At 36.3% G+C, this 17776-nt stretch carries 16 protein-coding genes and 1 pseudogene; 4 read left to right on the forward strand and 13 right to left on the reverse strand.

Annotated features, from left to right (window positions below; all coding sequences use genetic code 11):
* Positions 1 to 54 precede the first annotated feature (54 nt).
* From PING_RS21170 to rfbB, 10 genes and pseudogenes are all read right to left on the reverse strand, one after another.
* Positions 55 to 615, reverse strand: a complete 561-nt coding sequence (locus PING_RS21170) for a sugar transferase (protein WP_198134825.1) — start codon at positions 613 to 615, stop codon at positions 55 to 57.
* Positions 616 to 669: 54 nt separating this feature from the next.
* Positions 670 to 1581 (reverse strand): annotated as a pseudogene (locus PING_RS21175) (UDP-glucose 4-epimerase family protein); the annotation flags it as partial.
* Entirely contained in the window at positions 1578 to 2348 is a 771-nt protein-coding gene (locus PING_RS17870) for a glycosyltransferase family protein (protein WP_011771693.1), read from the reverse strand. The gene PING_RS17870 and the pseudogene PING_RS21175, both read right to left, overlap by 4 nt.
* A gap of 410 nt (positions 2349 to 2758) precedes the next feature.
* Positions 2759 to 5359 carry a methyltransferase domain-containing protein gene (locus PING_RS19635; RefSeq protein WP_011771694.1) on the reverse strand — a complete coding sequence of 867 codons (2601 nt, stop codon included), beginning with the start codon at positions 5357 to 5359 and terminating at the stop codon, positions 2759 to 2761.
* Positions 5360 to 5368: 9 nt separating this feature from the next.
* Positions 5369 to 6691 (reverse strand): ABC transporter ATP-binding protein, encoded by a 1323-nt coding sequence (locus tag PING_RS17885; RefSeq protein ID WP_011771695.1) that lies wholly within the window; start codon positions 6689 to 6691, stop codon positions 5369 to 5371.
* Positions 6681 to 7496: an ABC transporter permease gene (locus PING_RS17890; RefSeq protein WP_011771696.1), complete on the reverse strand. Its 816-nt coding sequence runs from the start codon at positions 7494 to 7496 to the stop codon at positions 6681 to 6683. Before PING_RS17890 ends, PING_RS17885 begins: the two co-directional genes overlap by 11 nt.
* Positions 7489 to 8046: a dTDP-4-dehydrorhamnose 3,5-epimerase gene (rfbC, locus tag PING_RS17895; RefSeq protein WP_011771697.1), complete on the reverse strand. Its 558-nt coding sequence runs from the start codon at positions 8044 to 8046 to the stop codon at positions 7489 to 7491. Before rfbC ends, PING_RS17890 begins: the two co-directional genes overlap by 8 nt.
* Before the next feature lie 15 nt (positions 8047 to 8061).
* On the reverse strand, positions 8062 to 8946 hold the full coding sequence (rfbD, locus tag PING_RS17900; protein WP_011771698.1) for a dTDP-4-dehydrorhamnose reductase: 885 nt from the start codon (positions 8944 to 8946) through the stop codon (positions 8062 to 8064).
* A 4-nt stretch (positions 8947 to 8950) separates the two neighbouring features.
* Entirely contained in the window at positions 8951 to 9832 is an 882-nt protein-coding gene (rfbA, locus tag PING_RS17905; protein ID WP_011771699.1) for a glucose-1-phosphate thymidylyltransferase RfbA, read from the reverse strand.
* Positions 9829 to 10911, reverse strand: coding sequence for a dTDP-glucose 4,6-dehydratase (gene rfbB / locus PING_RS17910; RefSeq protein WP_011771700.1), 1083 nt, complete (start codon positions 10909 to 10911; stop codon positions 9829 to 9831). The genes rfbA and rfbB overlap by 4 nt, the downstream gene beginning before the upstream one ends.
* Before the next feature lie 490 nt (positions 10912 to 11401).
* Between rfbB and rfaH the strand changes: the two genes are divergently transcribed.
* The 4 genes from rfaH (at position 11402) to ubiA (ending at position 14468) form a co-directional block, all read left to right on the forward strand.
* Positions 11402 to 11911, forward strand: a complete 510-nt coding sequence (gene rfaH / locus PING_RS17915) for a transcription/translation regulatory transformer protein RfaH (RefSeq protein WP_011771701.1) — start codon at positions 11402 to 11404, stop codon at positions 11909 to 11911.
* 3 nt (positions 11912 to 11914) lie between these two features.
* Positions 11915 to 12757: a rhomboid family intramembrane serine protease GlpG gene (gene glpG / locus PING_RS17920; protein ID WP_011771702.1), complete on the forward strand. Its 843-nt coding sequence runs from the start codon at positions 11915 to 11917 to the stop codon at positions 12755 to 12757.
* A gap of 290 nt (positions 12758 to 13047) precedes the next feature.
* Complete coding sequence (locus PING_RS17925; RefSeq protein WP_011771703.1) at positions 13048 to 13608, forward strand: chorismate--pyruvate lyase family protein; 561 nt, start codon at positions 13048 to 13050, stop codon at positions 13606 to 13608.
* Complete coding sequence (gene ubiA / locus PING_RS17930) at positions 13605 to 14468, forward strand: 4-hydroxybenzoate octaprenyltransferase (RefSeq protein ID WP_011771704.1); 864 nt, start codon at positions 13605 to 13607, stop codon at positions 14466 to 14468. The genes PING_RS17925 and ubiA overlap by 4 nt, the downstream gene beginning before the upstream one ends.
* 175 nt (positions 14469 to 14643) lie before the next feature.
* On the opposite strand, the gene PING_RS17935 is transcribed toward ubiA, so the two are convergent.
* The 3 genes from PING_RS17935 to PING_RS17945 form a co-directional block, all read right to left on the reverse strand.
* The gene (locus PING_RS17935; RefSeq protein WP_011771705.1) at positions 14644 to 14958 is read right to left on the reverse strand and encodes a ComEA family DNA-binding protein; all 315 of its coding nucleotides are present in this window, start codon (positions 14956 to 14958) and stop codon (positions 14644 to 14646) included.
* A gap of 228 nt (positions 14959 to 15186) precedes the next feature.
* Positions 15187 to 16638, reverse strand: a complete 1452-nt coding sequence (locus PING_RS17940; RefSeq protein ID WP_011771706.1) for a dihydrolipoyl dehydrogenase — start codon at positions 16636 to 16638, stop codon at positions 15187 to 15189.
* Between the two features lie 118 nt (positions 16639 to 16756).
* Positions 16757 to 17488 (reverse strand): glutathione peroxidase, encoded by a 732-nt coding sequence (locus tag PING_RS17945; RefSeq protein ID WP_011771707.1) that lies wholly within the window; start codon positions 17486 to 17488, stop codon positions 16757 to 16759.
* Positions 17489 to 17776 lie beyond the last annotated feature (288 nt).

The following is a 17776-nucleotide window of genomic DNA, read 5'->3' on the forward strand; positions in this document are numbered from 1 at the left end:
TTTGGACATGAGCCTTTGGGCTCAGCGGTTGAGAGAGTAGTCATCAATAAAGAACTATTTCACCCGATCACCCGAACCACTGCCTGTTGCTGTTTTAATAATGTATTGGAAATAGTTTTTAAGAGTGATGGTTTGAATCATTTTTTGATCGGTTTCAGCCAATAATTGAGGCGTTGACATATCGATAGTATTCACCTGCGCAAGGCCAGTAATACCAGGCAAAACATCGTACACGCCACGACTCTCACGCTCGATAATTAACGCTCCCTGATTAAACAAGTTAGGGCGAGGCCCGACAAAACTCATCTCCCCCTTCAGCACATTAATTAACTGTGGAATCTCATCAAATTTTGATTTACGTAAAAAAGAACCTAGCTTAGTAATTGAAGCAGTGCTTGCTAAATGGCTGGCAACCGACTTGGTATCAACCGACATAGTACGGAATTTAATTAAGTTAAATGGGCGTTTATTTTTGCCCACACGCTGCTGAATAAAAATAGGCGCACCAGTATCAAAATAACCGATAATAGTAACGATCAATAAAATGGGGAAAGTGACGAACAGGCCCAAAAAAGCCATTAAAAAATCTAATGTTCGAATGGTAAAAGAATTCATATTATTTGTGACTTGTGCAGAGGTATAAAGAAAAGCATCCGCTGTTTTTTTTAAACATTCAGGAGTGCTGTAGGGCGGCTTCCAGTTTAACAGTTCTTTAGTTTGAGATATATCAACCTGCAAAGAGCCACATAGCCGCTGTGCTGTTGCCGGTTTTCCAATTAACTTAGCTGCTAACGTCAACCAGGAACTCGAAATAGGTAACATTCTATTGGGCACATCCAATGCGGTCGCCATACGGACAAGTAATTTAGATGTCGACATATCATCATCATCGGAGACTAAAAATGTTTGATTCGCTGCATTCGGGTGTTCAATGCAAATGATAATTAAATCAACCAAATTATCTATTGATACTAAACTGCGTCGATTATCGGTAATACCACCTAAAGGCAGAGGAACGCCTTTATTCACCCATTTCATCATTGCTGCAAAATTAGCTTTAACTCCCGGACCATAAACCAAAGTAGGACGAATAATCACTACCTCCATGCCGGTCTGTTCTGCTATTTTGCGTAAACCCACTTCTGCCTCATATTTACTCAGCCCGTAGGGATCAGTCGGGACAAAATCAGTATCAGGTTTGAAAGGGGCAACCGTTTCGGTAGATTCACCGTTTACTTTAATAGAGCTAATAAAAATAAAACGTTTAACCCCGGCATCCGCAGCCTGCTGAGCAAGGTTGAGTGTGCCGTGGCTATTTACTTCACGAAAATCTTCTAATGGATTAGCTGAATCATCATCCATAATATGCACACGGGCAGCGCAATGGATGACAACATCACATTTATAAATGGCTAAATTAAACTGAGAAGCTGAATCAAGACCCTTGATATAAATATAATGAGGATTATTTTTGTTATATTCGTTACGGCCAATTTGAATTAATTCAACAGGCTCATTTGCAAGTTTAGTTAATAACTCCTTACCAAGAAAACCTGTAGAGCCTGTTAATACTATTTTCATCTTTTAGTCTCGAAAGTGCTTTTAAATAGGAATCTCAGCAGGCTCGAAAAATACCATCTAAAATGTTTAGAAAATAGTTTTCTATTTTTGTATGCACCTTCATGAATCGCCTTAACATTACTTAAATAAACCACATTCTGACTATAAAATTGATTAGCTCTATAGCAAAGATCTACATCTTCAAAATACATAAAGTAGTCCTCATCGAAACCATTTAATTTTTCATATAACTCTGCCTGAAAAACCAAAAATGAGGCCGCCGCCCAATCAACTGATGAACCATCTGCCAGATCAGTTTTATCATAAGCTTCTGTAAAAGATTTTCCTTTAAGTATATTGAAAAATGAAAAAAAAGTAGGGAATCTTCTTAATGAATGTTCCATTCTAGAAAATTTATCATCGAAAAAAAGATTAATAGCAAAAATCTGACTTGAAAAATTAGCGAGAGAATCAGACAGTTTGTGAATCATTACAGCAGATATATCAAGATCCGGATTAAATAAAACAAACCAATCTGTTTTACTCATTCCCAACTTGGAAGCAACTTCAAAATTAATGTTATTGTTAGCACCAAACCCTAATATGGGATCCGAAGCGTTATACTCAAAATGGTTCTCTGCACAGTATTTCTTCAATTTCTGACTTGATAAATTATCTCTGATAATGACGGTGACATTATTAAGCGAGTTTATTTCTTTTAAATTATAATTGTTAATAATATCGTCATCATTACCATGAGAAACAATAGATATATAAATGTGCGCCAACCCTTAAAACCTCAATAAAATAAATCTGTTAATGAAAATATTTATTAAAGGATTAAATACATATTTAATCCTTTAATATTTTTTCGCCAATGAATAAAATCCAGATCTACAACATATAGGGCTAGATTTGATGGAGATTCTTCATTGAGTTTGATTCCTTAACAAAATAATCAAACTCAATTACAACCACTCCATCAGGATCTGTTACGTGACAAGCAAATATAGAAAATCAATTTTCAAATTAACTGTCACTAACTAGTAGCTATTATAGCAATTACTAATGTCCTACAAAGATGCTGATACTTGTAACCTAACAAAATAAAAAATTCTCCGTACATATCTTCCTAAATTGAAAACAGCACATATAGGAATATTTAATATGGGTTGGTTAAAATCACATCATGCAATTACTATTTTGCTTGAAGAAATAAATCTTTTTTCTGATTTAATTTTTCACTACTCTGTTTTATCATTTCACTATAAGTGGAATTATTGAATCCCCATAATGTTGAATGCATCTCTTCTTTATGTCCAACTAAATACTCAGGTGTAGTAATGACTTTGCAACCATTATTTTCTATATATCGATCAATAGTATTAGTCTCTGCATCATGATTTGTATCATTCCAGCCAAGTAGTTTATCAAAAAAAGCATTTGAATAAACATTCAAGACGGTACTAGTCATCTTATCAATATAAATAAATTCTTCCTCTTTATATTCTTGAATTTTATCTACTTTAGTATTCGAATTGAAGTCAGCAATAAGACCTGAAAACAAATCCCATGAATTATTTTCCAATCCATCCAAATAGTTCTTTATATTTTGATAACGAGATTCAAAATCTGTTTTAAATTCAACATCATCTTCACATATTGTGATTGTTTCAAAATTTTGCTCTTTAGCTTTACGAATAATAAATTTATAACTTAACCCACACCCAATCCAGCCAAGATCATGACGAAGTCCCGGAACATATTGAATACCGTACTTATTGTCACAATCAAAACCAACTTTACGTCCTGTGGACTCAGGCAAACCTAAACAGACAAAATTCGTATCAAAATGAATATTTTTACTCGCCAATTCGTAAAACTCATCAAATGTAATACAATCTTTAGACAACATGAAACGCATAAAATAGAATTCGAACATATCACTTATGCTTTGTAGATAGGAGATATTTTCAGTTACTTTATCTTTAATATTCTCTGTATCGCCAATCCAGTAAGAAATACGAGCTATCATGGCTTCTATGTCATCAATATCAACAAAATCTACGCATTGCTTGATATCTTGATGTTGTTCAATATCAGAGCTTGTTTCTGAAATAACTAATTTATTTAAACTTAAAGATTCATAAATTCGTGTTGTTTCAAGTAATGCATTCTCGTAATAGTGAATATTAACAACTACTTTAGCTTTTGCTATTTCAGAATATAATTCTTCCCCAAAGAGATCTCTAATTACTTTTACATTGAAATTCCTAGACAACTCCTCTATATATTTTTTCCTACGAGCGTTATTTATATCACCATAAAAAATAACATCGTATTGATAGTCCTCATCAATACGACTTTTTAAATCTTTATGATATCCAACAGGCATATAAAACATTTGTTGATAGTGAAGCCCGTTTTCCTGCAAAAAATTAATGTTATTTTCAGCATAATCGAAAATCGCGTAAGAATTCTCTAAAATAGAAAAATACTCAGGAGTAAACCAACGAGAACTTACTGACTGCTCTAACTGATAACTAATATATAATTCTGGGAGTTCAGTAAACATCTGAGGGCAAATAACAAAATATAACGTATCTTGATAACCAGATTTTGGTTTTTCAAAAATAACTTCACTCTCAAATGAAATTTTAGCTAAACTTGATTCAATTCTTTTTGCCAACGATGTGCAATGAGGTGTTGTTAGTATGTATATTTTTTCATAGTCACGAATATTAATATGCCTAACAGGAGCATGAATAAATAGACTAGAAGCGCTAATCAATCTTTTAGCGGTTTGCTTGATACCAAATTTTTTCACAAATTGAATTGCTTTAAGTGCAATCTTAGGATTTTGATAAAACAATTGCGATAATCGAATGACACGGTTAACTTTATTTGAATGATAAGCACGTAACAACAAATGCTTAAAATTTCGAATGGGTGATGTTAATCGATAAGTGATACTTTTTTTTATCGTTAACAATTCAATTTGAGAATCGTGAAGCTTTGAATTTAATTGTTCTAATTCAATTTGAGAATCATGAAGTGTTGAATTTAATTGCTCTAATTCGATTACATGTTTACTCTCTAATGAATTAATTTTATTCTCATATTGTACTTTTTCTTCAGTTTGTTTTTTTAGAATTTCTAATGTTTCTTCCTGACTATTTTTAATCTCTAATATGTTTTTGGCATTATTTTCAGGATTAATTATAAAGGAATAGTCACTTCTTGGTTCATATTCACCAGATTTAAAGCCCCAAAAATATAAATCTTTGGTTTTGTCATTAGTAGAAAAACAATATTCATTAAATAAAGAATCAAAATCATCAAAAATAGCTTTGATATCATCTTCCTCTAAATTTTTATAATAATCGCTCCAACCCTCAAAACTTTGTAGTAATGGAGCATCATCTGGTGTGGTTCTTTTAGTTCCATGTTCAGGTCGCCCTGTCGTTGCACAAGTGAATAAAAATAAGCCACCAGGTTTCAACATTCGATAAATGTTTTTTATGGTTTTCTCATAAAACTGATCATGTTCAAAACATTCTGTCGAAACAATTGTGTCAAATGTTGCATCTGGCATACCAAGCTCATGCCCTGGAGTTATAATATCAACATTCCGACCTTGTGCCACATCAAGACCTAAATAATTACAACCACTAAAAAAAGCATTATTATTGCCATTAATATCGAGACACCCAATATCAAGCACAAATTTATACTCAAAAAATGAAGAAAACTTTAATCTAACTGATTGACAAAACTCTTGCTGTTCTATATGAGACACAATACCCGCCTATTTTACTGTAAATTTGATGTCTTTCATCGGAATACCTACTAAACCAGTGCTAGCAGACGTGGACATGGATCTGAATACCAACGCATCATTTATCCATTGATGCTGAACATGACTTTCTTGGTCACCATCCGCGATGGCAACAGATAATGAATAATCACCATTCATCAAGATTGGCATTAGAAAACTAAATTCAACATTTAATACATTATTCGCATCGCACAAAAAATTATGATTTAATGTAGATATATATGTGTTATCACCAAATATAGGCTGACCAAGCTTATCTTTAACTGTAAAACCAATTATGGGATTTTTTAGCTCAGATAAAACATCCACAACTAATTTCAATCGTACATCTTCCCCTCCAACAAACCAACTTAACGGATTATTATCCGTATCGGTTATATATACATCTGTAAAATTAGCTCCATCATGGCCAAAAGATTTCACATTTAATTCATCAAATTGTATTACTTTTATATCATTTCTAATATTTGTTGAATTAATAAAGTCAAGACGGAAATCTTTAAATGCTTTATTTTGTTTCAGTACTTTTTTAGGTTCTTTATCTTTAGACGATATTTTTGATTGATATAGAAAAGCCATATATTGCTCTGAGACATCTTTTGCAGAACCAAAGCTTTCCAACTGACCATTTTTCAACCAAACAGCTTTATCGCATAAATTTGTAACTGCCGAGGTATCATGACTAACGAATAATAGTACTCCAGTTTTTTTAAACTCTCGTAAAAACCGCATACATTTTTGAGTAAATAAAGCATCACCAACAGCTAAAGCTTCATCAATAATAAGCATATCTGCATTGACATGGGCGATAACAGCAAAGGCTAAACGAACATACATACCACTTGAGTATGTTTTTACTACTTGATTTATAAATTCACCTATATCTGCAAATTGAATAATATTTTCATATTGTTCATCAATTTCATCATTTGACATCCCATATAAAGATGCACATAGATATACATTATCCTTACCAGTAAATTCAGGATTAAATCCTGCCCCAAGCTCAAGTAAAGCGGCAACCCTTCCGTTGACTTTTATTTCACCAGTAGTGGGTGTCAACGTATCACAAATTATTTGTAATAAAGTAGATTTACCAGCACCATTGCGGCCAATAATACCTAAAGACTCTCCACGAGAAACGCTAAATGATATATTTTTTAATGCCCAGAATTCTTTATAGAGTTTTTTACGCCTTAAGAACATTTGTAATAACCGATGAGAAGGTTTCTTGTACATCTCAAAACATTTACTCACATTATCCACTGATAATATTGTTTCATTACAATACATCGCTAAAACCTTTTCTCAATTTTTGAAACCACAAAAAACCCAATAAATAAATAAATGCTGAAGAAAAAAAATAGATTGCGTAACCATTTAAAGTTATAGAGTTATTATAAATGGCAATATCTCTAAACATTTCAATGACATTTGTTATTGGATTTAAGTACATATAAACTTGATATTTTTCTGGTAATGCCGATATAGGATAAAAAATTGGAGTCAGAAACATCATTGCAGTAACAAGCAATGCCACGAGTTGGTTTGTATCTTTTAAATAAACCCCCGTAGCAGATATAATATATGACAAACCACAACATAAAAAACAGAATGGTATAACGATGGCAGGCGTAAAAATCACAGATAATGCAGGTAAACCAATCAACAATGTATAAAATATAAACCAGATTATAAATGATAATATAAAGTTAAATAACGCTGATAACGTTATTACCCATGGTAATATTTCAACAGGAAAAATAACTTTTGTGACGTAATTAGAGTGCGAAACCAACAATTCAGGCGATCTCGATAATATATCAGAAAAGAAATTAAACAATATCAACCCAGAAAATAGCAACATTGAGAATTGATATTTATCACCTCCAATACCCCACTTAGCCTTAAAGACAACACTAAAAATAAAAGTATAAATCGCAAGCATTACTATTGGTGTTAATATGGACCAAAATACACCCAACAGAGAACCTTGATATCTTTGCAAGATATCACGCCTAGTTAAAGATATAATCAAACGTTTATTTTTATACAGTATTGATATTGATGATATTAAATTTTTATCAACTTTATACATATTGCATCCTGCTAATCATTTTTAATAATTTTGCATTTTTATCTTTTTCAGATAATAAAGGCACTTCCTCTTTAATCGGCCACTCAATACCAATATCAGGATCATTCCACAGGATTGAAACTTCACTGGTTGGGTTATAATAATCCGTACACTTATACACAAACTCAGCTTCATCACTAGTTACCAAGAAACCATGGGCAAAACCTTCTGGCACCCATAATTGACGCTTATTTTCTTCAGAAAGAGTGACACCAACCCATTGGCCAAATGTTGCTGAACTCTTACGGATATCCACAGCCACATCAAAAACTTCACCAGAAATCACACGAACTAGTTTACCTTGCGTGTTTTCAGTTTGGTAATGCAAGCCTCTTAAGATCCCTTTCTTCGATTTAGAATGATTGTCCTGCACGAATAAAGTTGGTTTACCTGTGACCTCTTTTTCAAATAATTTTTGATTCCATGTTTCCATAAAGAAACCTCGTTCATCACCAAACACGGCTGGTTCAATGATTTTCACATCAGGAATTTTTGTTTCAATAATTTTCATAATAAACTCAATCTGTTATATATTTGTATACGCTTTAATATTCTGTAGCGCAGCCTTCCAATCACTTGCATTAACCCCAAATTTGTCTTTGATTAATGTTGTAGATAATTTTGAATTAGCTGGCCGCTTAGCGGGAGTTGGGTAATCTGCCGTTGTAATTGAGTTAACAACAGGTGACTGTTTTAGTACCGTTTGTTGAACAGCCTCATCAAAAATAGCTTGAGCAAACTGGCTCCAGCTGACATGAGGGAAACCAGAATAATGATAAATACCATATTTATCGTTATCACCATTACTGAGCGTTTTTGCAACAGTAACCAATGCCGATGCGATATCACCTGCATAAGTTGGACCACCAAATTGATCCCCCACAATGCCTAAGGTATCGTGGGTTTTGGCTAGACGCAGCATGATTTTGACAAAGTTATTACCATGCTCACCAAATACCCATGCAGTTCGCAGAATAATATGCCGGGAACACGCCTCAATAACGGCTTTCTCACCGGCTAATTTACTTTCACCGTATATTCCCTGTGGTGAGGTTAGATCGGCCTCGGTATACATACCCTCTTTATCGCCGGAAAATACATAATCCGTTGAGATATGTAAAATCACTGCATTTACACTTTGTGCAGCTTCTGCTAAATACTTTGCACCATCACGATTAATAGCGTAAGCAAGATCAGACTCATCTTCGGCTCGGTCAACTGCGGTGTATGCGGCAGCATTAATGATGATGGTTGGTTTAAACTCATTCACTACTGCTTGGACAGCAGATTGATCAGTGATGTCTAAGCCTTTTGAATCTAACGCTAAAAACTGTGCATCAGTATAATTTCTTAACTGTTCCGTTAGGCAATGACCAACCTGTCCTTTACTTCCGGTTATTAATACGCGCATATCTTTATGCCTTCGCTTTTGATTCTTCAATTAAACGTTTTAGGTATTGCCCATATTCGTTTTTCATCATAGGATTAGCAAGTGCAAGAACCTGTTCATCACTTAACCAATTATTACGCCACGATATCTCTTCAAGGCAAGCAACCTTTAATCCTTGAACATTTTCAATAGTCTGCACAAAAGATGAAGCTTCATGCAAGCTTTCATGAGTACCAGTATCAAGCCAGGCAAAACCGCGTCCTAGCAATTCAACATTCAAAGAATTATCATCAAGATACATTTGATTAATGCTAGTAATTTCTAGTTCACCTCGGTGAGAAGGCTTTACTTTTTTAGCAAAATCAACAACGCGATTGTCATAAAAATATAACCCAGTGACCGCATAGTTAGATTTTGGCTTAGCTGGCTTTTCTTCAATCGAAAGCGCTCTCATATTCTTATCAAAATCAATGACACCAAAACGTTCAGGGTCTTTTACCTGATAACCAAAGACTGTTGCTCCTTTTGTTCGACTAGCTGAATTTTTTAAAGTCTGACTAAAGGATTGTCCATAGAAAATATTGTCTCCCAAAACCAGGCAACAAGAATCCCCATCAATGAATTTTTCACCGATAATAAACGCTTGAGCTAACCCATCTGGACTTGGCTGAATCGCATATTCAAAATTAACACCAATATCGTTACCATCACCCAATAATCGTTTAAAACTGTCAATATCTTCTGGAGTAGTAATAATCAAAATATCTTTGATTCCAGCTAACATTAATGTCGATATTGGATAATAAACCATTGGTTTGTCATATACTGGTAATAGTTGCTTTGAAACACCACGAGTAATCGGGTATAAACGCGTTCCCGAGCCACCAGCTAAGATAATGCCTTTCATTTATTCTCCTCACTTGTACTTGCTGTGCCTAGACGCTCAAAATTATATGAACCATCAAGAACACGGCTCCACCATTTTTTATTATTTAGGTACCACTCGACTGTTTTACGAAGCCCAGATTCAAATGTTTCTGCAGGCGCCCAGCCAAGCTCACGTTCAATTTTTGACGCGTCAATTGCGTAGCGCACATCATGCCCTGGGCGATCTGTTACATAAGTAATAAGATCTTCGTATTTAGTCACATTTGCAGGCTTATTTGCAACTAGTTCTTCAAGCAACGAACAGATGGTTGTTACTACTTCAATATTTGCTTTTTCATTATGCCCGCCAATATTGTAAGTCTCACCAATTTCACCTTTAGTTACAACGGTATAAAGTGCACTAGCATGATCTTCAACATACAGCCAATCACGAATTTGCATGCCATTGCCATAAACTGGCAGGGGTTTTCCATCTAATGCGTTTAAAATTATCAGCGGTATCAATTTTTCTGGGAAATGGAAAGGACCATAATTATTTGAACAGTTCGTTATTAACGTTGGCAGCCCGTAAGTACGCTGCCACGCTCGAACTAAATGGTCACTGGATGCTTTTGAAGCTGAATAAGGGCTTGATGGCTCATAAGATGTCGTTTCAGTAAAAAGATCATCAGTGCCTTCCAGATCACCATAAACTTCATCCGTTGAAATATGATGAAAACGAAATGCTTCTTTACGAGATGCTTTTAGCTGGTTCCAATATTGACGAGACGCTTCGAGCAGGGTGTAAGTACCTACTATATTCGTCTCGATAAACGCAGCGGGGCCATCAATTGAGCGATCAACGTGGGATTCAGCAGCTAAATGCATCACAGCATCGGGTTGATGTTTTTTAAATACACCATCTAACTCGGTACGATTACAAATATCGACTTGTTCAAATGAATAACGTTCACTCGCTTCGATTTCAGATAGGGATTCTAAGTTTCCTGCATAGGTCAATTTATCAACATTGATAACACTATCTTTTGTGTTGCTAATGATATTGCGGATAACCGCTGAGCCAATAAAACCAGCTCCTCCTGTCACTAAAATTTTCATTTTATCTTCTTTTAAATAATGGTGAGTTTAATTCTTATGTACGGCTAACCTCAAAACTGATTTTAGTTATAAATAAACCACAAATAAGTTAACATTAATGCATCTTCTAAACGCGAATTAAATCCTTAAAGTGACTAAGAACAGTCATTTCAAGCACGCTACCGCCCACAGGTTCAACGCTCCCAAAGGCAAGTTACTTATTGCGAAAAAACACTCAAATCTATCTATTTTGGGTTAATGCATCTATTTACAAGGCACAAATATAAAGCGAAAAACAGCTTTATATTTGAAAATAGTGGTTGACGAGCGCGGCGTATTATAAATGAATGAGTTAAAAATGCGATCTTTTGACATAAAAGAACGGGGACAGTCGTTGAAAGAATATTACGGATTAAAAACCTTGTTAATGGTGCTAAGGTAACAGATGGATTACAATAGGTTAAAAAACTCGGGGACTGCCTGCTTAATTTAGCCAAAAAAAGGAACTGTCATGAGCCTACAATGGTTTGTTGTATATTGTAAAAGCCGGGAAGAGTTACGTGCGCAAAGGAATTTAGAAAATCAGGGCGTTTATTCTTTTTTTCCTAAAATATGCAAAGAAAAAATTTTACGCAGTAAAAAAAAGGTTGTAGAGGAGCCTCTATTTCCCAGTTATCTGTTTGTTAATATTTCTAAAAATGATGAAAAATTTAGCGCTATTCGCTCGACCCGTGGTATTAATAATTTTGTAAAATTTGGTCTTAGCATTGCAACCATTCCAGATCAGCAGATCAAAAAAATTGAGCAGTTATGCCACGTTAATAATAAACTCGCAGTTAATAGTGAAGACGTCTATCAAAATGGAGACAAAATAGAAATTTTAAGCGGCCCCTTTAAAGGCTTAACGGCTATTTTTAATATCGAAGATGGGTTAGAACGTTCGATGTTATTGCTTAAGATTTTAAATCAGGATAATAATATTTCATTCAAAAATTCAGCTCTAAAAAAAGTGGAAAGCTAACCTATGTTTTTACTGCATCAATTTCAAAACGAACGTGCTGCACAAGCATTTTCTGATTATTTAAGTGCTATTGGTATTAAAAACAACCTTCATCATGACGACTTTAGCTATCAATTATTGATTGAACAAAAAGAGCAGCAGACGCAGGCTGAAATTGAGCTGGATCTGTTTTTACAGCATCCCAATGATCCTAAATATATGTCGGCAAGCTGGCAAACCGGTGAGGTAAGCAGTGAAAATAACTATTTCGCTTTTGCTGACTCGAATTTAGTCAGCAATTTTATCCATCATGCGGGGTTAGTGACTCATAGTATTTTTGCTGTCTGTTTAGTTATTTACCTGCTGATAGCATCTGGGGTGTTTCAACCAATCCCTTCTGTATTGTCTTTTTTTAGTCAGCAACCCTTTGATTATTTACAGAGTTGGCGTTTTATTACCCCAGCGTTATTACATTTCAGCGCACTGCACATTATTTTTAATTTACTGTGGTGGTGGCAATTAGCCGGTCTTGTTGAAAAACAGCAGGGTAAAATGCACTTGCTGGTGCTTTTCCTGTTTTCAGGAATCGCTGCTAATCTGGCGCAATATTTTTTAGTCAGCCCTTATTTTGGCGGATTAAGCGGTGTTGTTTATGGGTTAGTGGGTTATTGCTGGTTATTTGGCAAGCTCAATAAAAGCAGTCAAGTAATGTTGCCCGATGCTTATTTTGTCTTTTTACTCGCCTGGCTGGTTTTAGGTTTTGTGGATCTGTTACCGGTAAATATTGCTAACTATGCGCATCTGGTGGGGTTATTAGCGGGTTTATTAATGGCGGTTCTGACCAGTAAACTAAGGTTACATGTTTAACCTACGGGGCTACCACAGAGGTCGCAGAGGCGCTACGCGCTACACAGAGGAATGACTAAAATAGTGGTTACTAAGTTTTTTGGGGTTTCCTTCTTAACTCGGTGCTCTCGGTGTCCTCGGTGTCCTCGGTGGTGCATCTTTCGGTATAAGCAACTGCAGAGCAATAACGCAGGGTAAGGTTATCAGTGTCATATATGTTGGCATTCAGAAACAACAGTGACCTTTGCCACCACTTATGGTTATAATCCTATATCACTAACTATCTTGTTATAGAAAGGCTTTAATCGTTAATGGATATTACTATCACTCCTCTGGCATCTTCAACTCTTTGGTCAGCCGATATAACACCCACAACCTGCTCAGAAAATCTGCTTGATTGGCTTTTAGATCAGAACTCTTTAACGCGTAAGCTACAAGCTTTATCAGCAGACTTTAAGGTAAAGGTCAGGCAGCAAGTGACTTTAAGCCACAGTAAAGATTTACTTTCTCCCTATTTTTCTGAAGAAAATAAGGTCTTAGTGCGTGAAGTACTTTTAGTTTGTGATAATAAACCGGTGGTATTTGCTCAAACTGAAATCCCGTTTAGTACCTTAACTGATCAGCAGGCAAAACTGGCGGAAATTGGCACAGATTCATTAGGCACATTTTTATTTCAAGATCCGAGCATGAGACGCGATAAAATTGAAGTTGCACAGTTCCCGGTGTATTCTGCTGTGCATCAACTGTGCATTGATCTTAATCAAGAGGTTGATTTCCCCCTGTGGGGAAGACGTTCTCTTTTTTATGTTAATAACAAACCGTTATTGGTCAGTGAAGTCTTTTTACCTGCTTCAGGCATCTATTTACCATGAATTTTTTTTGCAAAGAAAAACGCCAGGCCTACGTAGAATTAATGCGTATTAACAAACCCATTGGCACCCTTTTATTACTCTGGCCAACCCTCTGGGCATTGTGGATAGCCGCTCAGGGATTTCCTGATCTGGGTGTGTTAATCGTATTTTCAGCTGGTGTTTTTTTAATGCGCAGCGCAGGGTGTGTGATTAATGATTTTGCAGATCGTAACATTGATGGTTTTGTCGAGCGTACCAAACACCGCCCATTACCCTCCGGTCGCGCCACCAGCACAGAAGCGATTATTCTTTTTTTCATACTTGCCATCGTTTCTTTCTTATTGGTGCTGACCCAAAACAGTTTAACCATTCAGTTGTCCTTTGCGGGTTTACTACTGGCCTTTGCCTACCCTTTTATGAAGCGTTTTACGCAGTTACCGCAACTTGTATTAGGTCTCGCTTTTAGTTGGTCTATCCCCATGGCATTTGCGGCACAGGCGAACGCATTACCTGCTGTGGTTTGGATTATCTTTGCGGTTAATATTATTTGGACTATCGCTTACGATACCCTTTATGCCATGGTGGACAGGGAAGATGATCTTAAAATAGGCGTGAAATCCACTGCTATTTTATTTGCCAGCAATGACAAGATAATTATTGCTTTATTACAACTGACTAGCCTGATTTTATTAAGCCTATTAGGCTGGTTGGAAGATTTAAATTGGATCTACTTTATTGCCCTGCTGGTAGTTGGCGGTTTATTTTTAAGGCAACAACTGCAGATAAAAAACCGCGAAAAAACTGCTTGTTTTAAAGCTTTTCTAGACAATAATTATGTTGGATTCGTTATTTTTGCTGGCTTGTTTTTGGGTTATTTATAGTTTCTGGATTATCTATAATAGATCAACAGCAGAATCGCGCCTTTAGGCAGGCTAAATAATAAGCGCCGAGCCTGAAGGCTCAGTTCCGTGATATTAGCAGAGGTTTATGGGATAGGATAAAAAATGGAGCCTAAATAAAAGGCTCCATTTTTTTTATTGATTTTTTTATTGATTATTAAAGCGTAAAAAAAGGTTGGATTTTTTTCAGTGTCGCGTCGCCAATCCCTCTTACTTTCACTAACTCGTTTAGATCAGCAAAATCACCGTTCATTGTTCTGTAGTCGATAATGGCCTGTGCTTTTTTTTCACCGATACCTTTGACGATCGTAAGTTGCTGGCTCGTTGCTTGGTTGATATTTATTTTTTCAACAACTTGGGATGTCATTTGTATGCTTTGCTCAACTTTCTCCGCAGCCCAAACTTGCTGACTAAAAGGCAGAAAAAGCAGTGCAAAAATAGCTAATAAACGGTAGGTTAGTTTGTATTTCATAAAAATCCTTTTTTGTGGTTTAGGTAACCAATAACACTAGACTATTATTTTTCCTTATTTTTATTTTTTATGATGTTAACTTTAGTCATTTTACTTTTTAGATTTGTTGTTCGCGATAATAACCCTATTAATAACAACCTATTAAAATTTTTGAAAGTATTTAACAGGTTGAAAAAAACAGTTGAAGCACCAATATTTAAGCAAACAATGTGACTGAAGCTTAACTAATTAACAGCCGGGTCCGCATTCCATACATTCATTAAGCATTTCCGAGCCAAGTCTCAGTTTAGCATTCAAATCGCGTAGTGCGGTACGCACCCCCTCTTCGATTACCGGATGATAAAAAGGCATATCCAGCATCTGGGAAATAGTCATTCTGTTCTGATGCGCCCAGGCTAACAGATGTGCCAGATGTTCAGCCTGCGGGCCAATCATTTCTGCACCTAAAAAACGCCCGGTACCATGCGCACCATAAATATTTAATAAACCTTGGTTTTTAAGGATCACACGGCTACGCCCCTGACTTTCAAAAGAAACACTTCCCGTTTCAAAACAGTCGCAGCCGGTGTATTTCTCAGTGACTTGTTGATGGGTTAAGCCCACCATTGCCAGCTGAGGTTCGGTAAATACCGCAGCAATCGATGAGCGGCGTAATCCCACGCGAATATTGGGATAAACAGCGGCGTTACTGCCTGCTATTTTACCTTGATCTGCCGCTTCATGAAGCAGCGGGAGTTGGTTGCTGGCGTCCCCTGCAATAAAAATAGAGGGTACCGATGTCTGCATAGTAAAGCGATCGGCAATCGGCACACCACGTCCATCTTTTTCAATCTCAATATTTTCAAGCCCCAGGTTATCTACATTGGCACGGCGCCCCGTTGCTGCTAAAACATATTCAACTTCAGTGACCTGCTCGATACCCTGTTTATCTAAGTAGGTGATTTCAACATTTTCACCTTTGCGCACCATATTTTTAACATTGGCATCAGCATCTAAATAGAATTCATCAGAAAATGTTTTTTGGGCATAAGCCATTACCTGTGGATCGGTAAACGGGCCTACCTGGCCGCCCATGCCAAACATTAGAACTTCAACACCGAGACGATGTAATGATTGACCCAGCTCCAAACCAATCACACCAGGACCAAAAACAGCGATTGATTTTGGTAAATCAGTCCAATTAAACAGATCATCATTAATAATTAACTTGTCGCCAAGTTCATTCCAAACGCCAGGATAACTTGGACGGGAGCCCGTTGCTATAACCATTCTATCGGCTGTTACAATGGTATGATCGCCAATTTGCAGCTCCGTTGTGCTGATAAATTTAGCGTTACCTATTACTTTATCCGGCGCGGGCAGGCTATCAACCGCTTCAACAACAAAACTCACAAAACGATCCCGCTCATCACGGATCCGCTGCATTACTTTTTTGCCGTCAACTCGTATTTTTCCATCAATAAAAACACCAAAGGGTTCGGTATGCGAAGCACTATGCGCCGCTTCTGCCGCGGCAATTAACAATTTACTGGGCATACAACCAACACGCGCACAGGTGGTACCAAATTGTGCGCCTTCGATTAATATGACTGAATCGGTTTTTTCTTTAGCAGACCGGTATGCAGCAAGTCCCGCTGTACCACCACCAATAACTGCAACTTCTACTTTTAACTTTTTCATAAAACTCCTAGCTTAAATTGATTACACAATCTGGTGAAATTTTGGTAAAAAAAAAGCGCAGCTTCCTGTTGAAAGTGCGCTTTTTATATGAGCTTAAATGCGGCTCTTTAAAGAGGTATTAACCTTTAACGTAAGCGATTACCGCTTCGCTATCACCAATGTGTTTACCATCAACGAATAGCTGCGGGAAAGTTGATTCTCCGCTTACCGCTCGAAGGCTGACACTGGTTGCATCTTTACCTAAAACGATCTCTTCAAAAGCGATATTGTTATCTTTTAGTGCAGCTTTTGCTGTTGCACAGAAAGGACAACCTGGTTTAGTAAATAAGGTTACCGCAGCAGGTGCTTTTGCTTTAGGATTGATGTAATTAAGCATAGTATCCGCATCAGAAACTTCAAATGGGTCGCCAGGCTGATTAGGTTCGATAAACATTTTTTCAATCACGCCATCTTTTACAAGCATACTGTAACGCCAGCTGCGTTTACCAAAACCTAGGTCGCTTTTATCTACCAGCATACCCATACCTTCAGCAAATGTACCGTTACCATCTGGTACAACAGTAATATTTTCAGCTTCCTGATCAGCAATCCAAGAATTCATTACAAAAGTATCATTAACGCTTGAACATATAATTTCATCAACGCCATTTTCTTTAAATACGCCAGCTAATTCGTTGTAGCGCGGCAGATGCATTGAAGAACAGGTTGGCGTAAACGCACCTGGTAAAGCAAATACAACGACTGTTTTACCAGCGAATAATTCGTCAGTAGAAACATTTACCCATTGATCGCCTTGACGAGTTGGGAAAGTAACATTCGGTATTTTTTGACCTTCGATATTATCTAACATGTGTAACTCCTTTTTTTATATTCGTTTATTAATATTACATAGTTTGCGTTTATTAATATTACATAGTTTGAAGAAATTTCAAACAAGTTAGCAAAGTTTGTGTTTGCTTAACCCTGTTTTGATGAGACTATTATGAACAAAAACCATGAATAGGTAAAATCGTTTATAATTATAGATGCAATAGCTAAAAGCTATTGCAATATTTTCCTACCAAAAGAGAGGAAATACTCATATTGCCGGAACTGGGCCTTTAGGCTGGGCACTTGTTATTTTTATGCTCGAAGGCTT

The sequence above is a fragment of the Psychromonas ingrahamii 37 genome, from assembly GCF_000015285.1.
Classification (GTDB): Bacteria; Pseudomonadota; Gammaproteobacteria; order Enterobacterales; family Psychromonadaceae; genus Psychromonas; species Psychromonas ingrahamii.

Coding starts and splice junctions, on each gene's coding strand:
- rfbB (WP_011771700.1), bottom strand. CDS start 10,911: ATGAAAATTTTAGTGACAGGAGGAGCTGGTTTTATTGGCTCAGCGGTT.
- rfaH (WP_011771701.1), top strand. CDS start 11,402: ATGAGCCTACAATGGTTTGTTGTATATTGTAAAAGCCGGGAAGAGTTA.
- rfbA (WP_011771699.1), bottom strand. CDS start 9,832: ATGAAAGGCATTATCTTAGCTGGTGGCTCGGGAACGCGTTTATACCCG.
- ubiA (WP_011771704.1), top strand. CDS start 13,605: ATGAATTTTTTTTGCAAAGAAAAACGCCAGGCCTACGTAGAATTAATG.
- glpG (WP_011771702.1), top strand. CDS start 11,915: ATGTTTTTACTGCATCAATTTCAAAACGAACGTGCTGCACAAGCATTT.
- PING_RS17945 (WP_011771707.1), bottom strand. CDS start 17,488: ATGTTAGATAATATCGAAGGTCAAAAAATACCGAATGTTACTTTCCCA.
- PING_RS17940 (WP_011771706.1), bottom strand. CDS start 16,638: ATGAAAAAGTTAAAAGTAGAAGTTGCAGTTATTGGTGGTGGTACAGCG.
- rfbD (WP_011771698.1), bottom strand. CDS start 8,946: ATGCGCGTATTAATAACCGGAAGTAAAGGACAGGTTGGTCATTGCCTA.
- PING_RS17925 (WP_011771703.1), top strand. CDS start 13,048: ATGGATATTACTATCACTCCTCTGGCATCTTCAACTCTTTGGTCAGCC.
- PING_RS17885 (WP_011771695.1), bottom strand. CDS start 6,691: ATGTATTGTAATGAAACAATATTATCAGTGGATAATGTGAGTAAATGT.
- rfbC (WP_011771697.1), bottom strand. CDS start 8,046: ATGAAAATTATTGAAACAAAAATTCCTGATGTGAAAATCATTGAACCA.
- PING_RS17890 (WP_011771696.1), bottom strand. CDS start 7,496: ATGTATAAAGTTGATAAAAATTTAATATCATCAATATCAATACTGTAT.
- PING_RS21170 (WP_198134825.1), bottom strand. CDS start 615: ATGAATTCTTTTACCATTCGAACATTAGATTTTTTAATGGCTTTTTTG.
- PING_RS17935 (WP_011771705.1), bottom strand. CDS start 14,958: ATGAAATACAAACTAACCTACCGTTTATTAGCTATTTTTGCACTGCTT.